Origin of the sequence: Micromonospora mangrovicola (assembly GCF_047200535.1) — a bacterium.
Classification (GTDB): Bacteria; Actinomycetota; Actinomycetes; order Mycobacteriales; family Micromonosporaceae; genus Micromonospora.
Genome location: NZ_JBJZOG010000035.1, coordinates 57,762 through 64,784 on the forward strand (window position 1 = coordinate 57,762; position 7,023 = coordinate 64,784).

General features: G+C 74.7%; 8 protein-coding genes. 5 read left to right on the top strand and 3 right to left on the bottom strand.

The genetic code is table 11. The features are described 5' to 3' along the window. Positions 1-9: 9 nt before the first annotated feature. Positions 10-645: a GGDEF domain-containing protein gene (locus ACL02O_RS16480; protein ID WP_412818953.1), complete on the bottom strand. Its 636-nt coding sequence runs from the start codon at positions 643-645 to the stop codon at positions 10-12. A 219-nt stretch (positions 646-864) separates the two neighbouring features. Between ACL02O_RS16480 and ACL02O_RS16485 the strand changes: the two genes are divergently transcribed. From ACL02O_RS16485 to ACL02O_RS16505, 5 genes are all read left to right on the top strand, one after another. Further along, entirely contained in the window at positions 865-1,128 is a 264-nt protein-coding gene (locus ACL02O_RS16485) for a DUF397 domain-containing protein (protein WP_412818954.1), read from the top strand. A gap of 161 nt (positions 1,129-1,289) precedes the next feature. Continuing rightward, positions 1,290-2,123 (top strand): helix-turn-helix domain-containing protein, encoded by an 834-nt coding sequence (locus tag ACL02O_RS16490; protein ID WP_412818961.1) that lies wholly within the window; start codon positions 1,290-1,292, stop codon positions 2,121-2,123. A 153-nt stretch (positions 2,124-2,276) separates the two neighbouring features. After that, on the top strand, positions 2,277-3,341 hold the full coding sequence (locus tag ACL02O_RS16495) for a LacI family DNA-binding transcriptional regulator (RefSeq protein ID WP_412818955.1): 1,065 nt from the start codon (positions 2,277-2,279) through the stop codon (positions 3,339-3,341). Between the two features lie 2 nt (positions 3,342-3,343). After that, a complete protein-coding gene (locus ACL02O_RS16500; protein ID WP_412818956.1) occupies positions 3,344-3,547 on the top strand; it encodes a hypothetical protein in 204 nt (67 codons plus the stop codon). Between the two features lie 137 nt (positions 3,548-3,684). Further along, positions 3,685-5,124 carry a serine/threonine-protein kinase gene (locus tag ACL02O_RS16505; RefSeq protein ID WP_412818957.1) on the top strand — a complete coding sequence of 480 codons (1,440 nt, stop codon included), beginning with the start codon at positions 3,685-3,687 and terminating at the stop codon, positions 5,122-5,124. 4 nt (positions 5,125-5,128) lie between these two features. On the opposite strand, the gene ACL02O_RS16510 is transcribed toward ACL02O_RS16505, so the two are convergent. Beyond that, positions 5,129-5,953 (bottom strand): MOSC domain-containing protein, encoded by an 825-nt coding sequence (locus ACL02O_RS16510; protein WP_412818958.1) that lies wholly within the window; start codon positions 5,951-5,953, stop codon positions 5,129-5,131. Continuing rightward, positions 5,950-6,819: a phosphotransferase gene (locus ACL02O_RS16515; RefSeq protein ID WP_412818959.1), complete on the bottom strand. Its 870-nt coding sequence runs from the start codon at positions 6,817-6,819 to the stop codon at positions 5,950-5,952. The genes ACL02O_RS16510 and ACL02O_RS16515 overlap by 4 nt, the downstream gene beginning before the upstream one ends. Positions 6,820-7,023: the final 204 nt, after the last annotated feature.

Consider the following 7,023-nt stretch of genomic DNA (forward strand, 5'->3'; position numbering starts at 1 on the left):
TCCGGCCGCTCAACACTCGGCCATGAGCTGGCGAGGTACCCGGGCCGCGCCGACGCTCTTCGCCCGGTACATGGCCGCGTCCGCCCGGCAGAGCGCGTCGGTCAGTTGGGTGGGGCCGTGCACGGGGGCCAGCCCCACCGAGGCGGTCACCTGCACCGTGCGGGTGCCGAGCGGAATCGGCGCGGCGAGCGCCTCGCAGAGCCGGCGGCTGGCGTGCTCGATCCACCAGCGGTCCACCGTGGGGCTGGTCAGCAGCCCGGCGAACTCGTCGCCGCCGAGCCGGGCCACCAGGTTGTCCCCGGCGAACGCGGTGAGCCGCTGCGCCACGCTGACCAGCACCTGGTCGCCGGCGGCGTGGCCGTAACGGTCGTTGACCTGCTTGAAGCCGTCGAGGTCCAGCACGATCGCCACCAGCGGTTTTCCGGCCGCGTCGGTGAGCAGGGCCGCGGCCAGCCGGAAGAACGCCCGGCGGTTCGGCAGGCCGGTGAGCGGGTCGTGACTGGCGGCGTGCCGTTCGGCCTCCAGTTCGGCCTGGAGCAGTTCGAGCTCCGCCTCTGCGCGCACGGCCCGACGGCGCAGTTGCCAGGCGGAGATCAGGGCGCCCGCGGCGGAGATACCGGAAGCGACCGTCATCGGATCCGGCACGCGCCCTCCTCGCCGCAGTTTTCCCTGGTCGTAACTCGGAGTGGAGTCACCCAAAGTGAACACCTGGGTACACCGCACGTGCGTTATCATGCTCGTTGTCCATTGCAGATGCAATAGCAGATGCACGTGCACGAAAGTCCTCAGTCGACAGAACCCTTCGTCGCCACCACCGCCCCTCTCCCCGCGGCATCGGCTGGCTCTTGCACAGAAAGACGCCCCATGCAGCAGCCTCAGAACGGCGTACCCACCGGCCAGCTTCCGCCCCTGCGGTGGCAGAAGAGCCGCCGGAGCAATCCGAGCGGCAACTGCGTCGAACTGGCCGAGCTTCCCGGCGGTGCCGGGATCGCGGTGCGCAACTCCCGGCACCCTGAGGGGCCGGCGCTGATCTACACAGTGGACGAGATCGCCGCCTTCGTCCTCGGTGCGCGCGACGGCGACTTCGATCACCTGATCACCCGCCGGCCATCCCGCGATCGGGACTGATTCGGCCGTCCGGAGGAGTTTCACCTTACTGTCGGTCCATGGCATGCTTACACGTCGGCCGGACTGGGGCGTCCGGCCGGTGGCAGCCGGCAGGCAAGGGACGAGCAGTGACGATGGTGCCCACCGAGGGGGGCCCGACCAGCGGGCCGACGGTGCTGCGCATGCTGCTCGGGGGGCAGCTGCGCCGGCTCCGGGAAGGCGCCGGGGTGACCCGGGAGAGCGCTGGTTGGGAGATCCGCTCCTCCGAGTCGAAGATCAGCCGGATGGAGCTGGGCCGGGTCGGCTTCAAGGAACGCGACGTCGCCGACCTGCTCACCCTCTACGGCGTCACCGCCGCCGACGAGCGGGAGGCGCTGCTCAAGCTCGCCCGGGACGCGAACAACCCCGGCTGGTGGCACCGGTACGGTGATGTGCTGCCCAGCTGGTTCCAGTCCTACCTGGGCCTGGAGGCGGCCGCCGCGCTGATCCGGACGTACGAGGTGCAGTTCGTGCCCGGGCTGCTCCAGACCGCTGACTACGCCCGGGCGGTGATCCTGCTCGGCCACCGGGGCGCGCCGGACGCGGAGATCGAGCGGCGGGTGAGCCTGCGGATGGAACGGCAGGAGCTGCTGCTCCGCAGCGACCCACCCCAGCTCTGGGCGGTGCTCGACGAGGCCGCCCTGCGCCGGCCGATCGGCGGCGCCGAGGTGATGCGCGCCCAGCTCGACGCGTTGATCGAGGCGACCGGTTCGGCGCAGGTGCGGCTCCAGGTCGTCCCGTTCGACGCCGGCGGTCACGCCGCCGCCAGCGGTGCCTTCAGCATTCTGCGCTTCGGCGACCAGGACCTGCCCGACATCGTCTACATCGAACAGCTGACCAGCGCCATCTACCTCGACAAGCGCGATGACCTGGACTACTACGCGCTGGCCATGGAGCGGCTCTGTGTCGAGGCCGCGCCGCCCGAGCGGACCCCCGAGCTGCTCGCCCGGATCCGCGACGAGCTCTATCCGGCCTGAGTGGTTCGCCGGAGCGGGCCGGCCCTGAGGTCGCCCGCAAGCGCTGGCGCCTGCGTCCGTCCACGCTCCGCTTCGTCCATTGACGGCCGCCACCTGATGCGGGTAGCCTCTGAATCGATCCAGTTCTGAATCGATTTAGAGAAGGTGGGAGCGGTGAAGCCGACCCTGCAGGACGTGGCCGACGCGGTGGGCGTTTCGCGGAGCACCGTGTCCAACGCCTACAGTCGGCCGGACCAGCTCTCCGCGGCGCTCCGGACCAAGATCCTCGACGCCGCGCGGCGACTCGGCTACCCCGGCCCCAACCCGACCGCCCGGTCGTTGCGCCGCGGGTACGTCGGGGCGCTCGGCGTCCTGTTCACCTCCGAACTGTCGTACGCCTTCACCGACCCCTTCGCCGTGCGGTTCCTCGCCGGGGTCAGCCGGACCGCCGAGCGGCACGGCACCGGTCTGCTGCTGATGCCGCTGCCCGCCGACCGGGCCCAGGTCCGCGGTGTCGTCGAGAACGCGGCCGTGGACGGCTTCTGCGTCTACTGCGTCGGAGACGAGGACTGGGCGCTGCGAGCCATCCGCGACCGGGGACTGCCCTACGTCACCACCGCTCCGCGCGCCGACGCCGGTCCCGAGGACCGGTACGTCGGCATCGACGAGCGCGCCGCCGCCCGGTCCGTCGCCGCCCACGTCGCCGCGCTGGGGCACCGCCGGGTGGCCCTGCTCGGCGAGACCGTGCTGCCCGGCGTCGCACCCGGGCCGCTGCGGCTCGCCGACCCCACGGACGCGTCGCACCCCACGACGCGCGGCCGGCTCACCGGCTTCGCCGACGCCTTCGCCGCCGCCGGCGTGGCCTGGCCGGCGATCACCGTGCTCAACGCCACCGCCAACAGCCGAGCCGCCGGCGCCGCCGCCGTCGCGCCCGTGCTGGCCGGCGACGCCCCACCCACCACGGTGCTGGCCTGCTCCGACGTGCTGGCCCTCGGCGTGCTCGACGCCCTCGCCGCCGCGGGTCCCCGCCCGGCGTACCCGATCTCGGTGACCGGCTTCGACGACATCGCCGAGGCCGCCGCCGCCGGTCTCACCACCGTCCGGCAGCCGGCCGAGGAGAAGGGACGGCTCGCCGCCGAGCTGCTGCTGGAGCCGCCGGTCGACCCCGCCGAAGGCCACCTCGTCCTGCCCACCGACCTCGTCGTCCGCACCTCCACCGGACCCGTCTCAGGGAGCTGACCATGGAACAACCCACCGGCTACGTCCTCGCCCTCGACGCGGTCACGCGTCACGTCAACTCCGCCCGCCCCGACGCCCCGGTCCGCCCCGACCGGCCCCGCCCACCCCGGCTGGCCCCGACCCGGCTGGCCGCCGCAGGGGCCCTGCGCCGCCTCGCCGACCTCATGGAGCCCCGGCCGGTCTCGCTGCCGCCCTGCCGGCCCTGACCCCCCGACGGGTCGTTACCGTCCGGGTGGCCTCCGCCACCCGGACGGTGCCCCGTTCGCCCCGGAACCGCCCAACCGGTCCCGAACCGGGCACCGGGTTGGTGGGGCCCGCCGGAGGCCAGGCAGACTGGACCACCATGTCCCCGTTCACGCCCATGCTGCGACTGCACGATCGGTACGTCCTGCGCGAGCGCATCGGGCTCGGCGGGATGTCCGAGGTGTGGCGCGCCGACGACGAGGTCCTGCACCGCCCGGTGGCGGTCAAGGCCCTCGCGACGCAGCTCGCCGCCGACCCGCAGCTGCGCGCCACCATCCAGCGCGAGGCCCGCGCCGCGGCCCGGCTCACCCACCCGCACGTCACCCAGGTGTACGACTACGGCGAGGCGACCCTGCCCGACGGCTCGCTGGTGCCGTATCTGGTGATGGAGCTGGTGGAGGGGCGCACCCTCGCCGACCGGCTGGCCGGGGGGCCGCTCGCCTGGCCGGACGCGGTACGGCTGGCCGGGCAGGTCGCCGCCGCGCTGGCCGCCGCGCACAAGCTCGGGGTGGTGCACCGCGACATCAAGCCCGGCAACGTGATGCTCACCGAGACCGGCGCCAAGGTGCTCGACTTCGGCATCGCCTCCCTCGCCGGACCGCGTCACCCGCTGGCCGGCCAGACCGGCGAGCTGCTGATGGGCACCCCGGCCTACTTCGCGCCGGAGCGGATGACGCCCGGCCCGGCGAACCCGGCCAGCGACGTGTACGCCCTCGGCACACTGCTCTACCGCACCCTCACCGGCCGGGCCCCGCTGCCCGTGCAGACCTGGGAGGACGTCCTCGACGTGCAGGCCCGCCGGCCCCCGGTGCCGCCGCTGCACGTCCCCGGGCTGCCCGCCGACGTCGCCGAGCTGACCCTGGCCTGCCTGGCCGTGGACCCGGCCCGGCGGCCCACCGCCGCGCAGCTCGCCACCCGGTTCGGTGCCGGCCAGCCGGCCGACCCGCCGACCGCGATCCTGCCCACCATCGCGCGGGCCGAGCAGCCACCGACCCTGATCGACCGGGCCGCCGCACCGGTGCGCCCGGCGCCGCCGCCGGCCCCGCCGCGCCCGCCCGCCCGGTCCAACCGGCTCATCGGAGTGCTGGTCGCGGCCGGCCTGGCGCTGCTGCTCGGCCTGGTCGGCACGCTGCTGTTCGACGGCAACTCCGACGCCCCGACGGGTGCCGGGCCGGTCAGCTCGGCGCCGGCCGAGCAGTCCGCCCCCGAATCGTCCACCCCGCCGGAGCCGACCAGCACCGCTCCCAGCACCCCACCCGCGCCGGCCAACCCGCGCGAGTTCGCCGCGCAGTTCGCCGCCCTGCTCCAGCAGGCCGTGGCCAACGACCAGATCGACCGCAAGTTCGCGAACGAACTGCGCGACAAGGCGGCCGAGCTGGACCGGGGCAAGCCCAAGGACCGGGCCAAGCGGCTCGACGACCTGCGGGAGAAGATCGACGAGGCCGCCGACGACGGCAAGGTCGACGACGGTACGGCCGCCGCGCTCCAACAGCTGCTCGACGCGTACGGGCAGCTGCGCGGCTATCGCGACCAGGGCTGACCCCTCAGCCGGGCCGCGTCGGATCGCCCGTCAGCACCCGGCCCGGCCGCACCACCTGTGCGTACGCGCCCACACAGGGCTGCGCGGCCAGGCCGGGCAGGGGCACCACCCGGTTCAACCGCGCGGGGACGCGCAACGCGTCCAGGTCGCGAGGCAGGACGCCGTGCGCCAGGGTCGGCACCGCGCACCGGGGCGTGGGTGCCACCACCCGCAGCACGAGCCCGTCGCCGATCCGCAGCTCCCGACCGACCCAGTCGTTCTCCTCGAACCCGTCCCCGCCGGTGTCGAGCAGCAGGTTCGGCCGGTAGCGGGACGGATCGACGGTACCCGACGGGGTGGCCGCGCCGATCCGCCGCAGGGTCGCGGTGGTCACCAGGTGCACCGGGGCGAAGTCGACGAAGCCGCCCGGCGGCGCGGCGGCCCCGAGCCGCCCCTCGTCCACCGTCACCGGCGCCGCCACGCCCGCCGCGAGCACCTCCTCCGGCCGGGACCGCTCGATCACGGCGTCCGCCGGCGGGGTGCCGGTGAGCGTCACCGGTTCGCCGAGCAGCTCGGAGAGGATCCCGTCCACCCGGTCGTCGTCGGCCGCCACGGCGCGGCCGTCCGGCAGCGTGACGGTGACCGGATCGCTGCCGGCGGCCCGCAGGGTGAGCAGCGCCCGCCACCGGTACGGATTCTTCGCGCTCGCCACCCGGCCGCTCGCGCGGTGCAGCAACGCCAGCCGGCGGTCACCGGCCAGGCCGTCCACCCCCACCTCGACCGCGGGCAGCTCCTCACCCAGCAGGGACTTCACCGGATACCGCCGGATCCCGACGAGTCGCCCGATCACCGGGCCCCGCCCGGGGTTCGTCGCGCAGCAGCACCAGTCCCGGCCGGGCCGACACCCCACACCGTCCAGGGGGCGGCGCCTCCGCCCGCTTGGACGCGGGCCGCCGGCAGCGGCGGGCGGATCCGCGCCGTCACCGAACGGACCAGGGCGGCCGCCTCGGGCAGCAGGCCGACGTCCAACGTCCCCGTGTCGGCGCGCAGCGCCACCGCCGGGTCCAGCGCCACGACCGGGCCGATCTCGGCCAGATAGGCCATCAGCAGGTCGCCCGCGAGAGCCGAGAGCGGGTGCGAGCGGTCGACGGCCACCTCGGCGAGGATCACCGCGGTCATCGCGCGGTCCAGCTCGGGCGGCCCTTCGGCGGCGTTGGCCCAGTCGATGACGACGGGACCGTCCGCAGCGAGGAGCACGTTCAGCGGGTGCAGGTCGAGGTGCAGGATGCGGGTGCCCGGACCGGTGGACCGGAGTGCGGGCAGCGCATGCAGCCGGTCGTGCAGGTCGACCAGGAGCCGCGCCGCCGCGCCGACCTCGACGACGCCCGAGACGGACGCCTCGACCAGCGTCGGGCCGGTCACCCGGTCGAGCACGAGGTCCGGCCCGTCGGCGTGGTGCACGCCGGGAACCGGGTAGCTGTGGGCGTGCAGGTGCCGCATCAGGTCGGCCTCGGCGCGCACGTCCCCGCCGGACCGGTAACGCCGCAGCACCCGGTCGCCGTCGAGCGCGTACACGTCGGCGGTCCGGCCCGAGGCCAGGGGCGAGGCGGTCACCGGGCCGCCTCCGCCGCCTCGGCGTCGCCGGATCGGCTCGGTGGCCAGGGCGAGCCGGTCGTCCGTGGACCGGACGCTGCCCGCGATCGATGACCGCGTCACTTGGGTCTCCTCCTTACGGTGGGCCGATGGCCCCACCGGCCCACCGTAGGTGGTCGCCCCGACACCTCGCCGCCCGTGCTCAATGGAGGGTCGCGCGGCCCAGCCCACCCCCCGCCCATCCCCGCCCATCCCCACCCGCCCCGCCCGCCCGCGTTGATCGATTCGGCGTGCCTCATGTCGGGGTGTCGGACGTCCCGGGGTGCC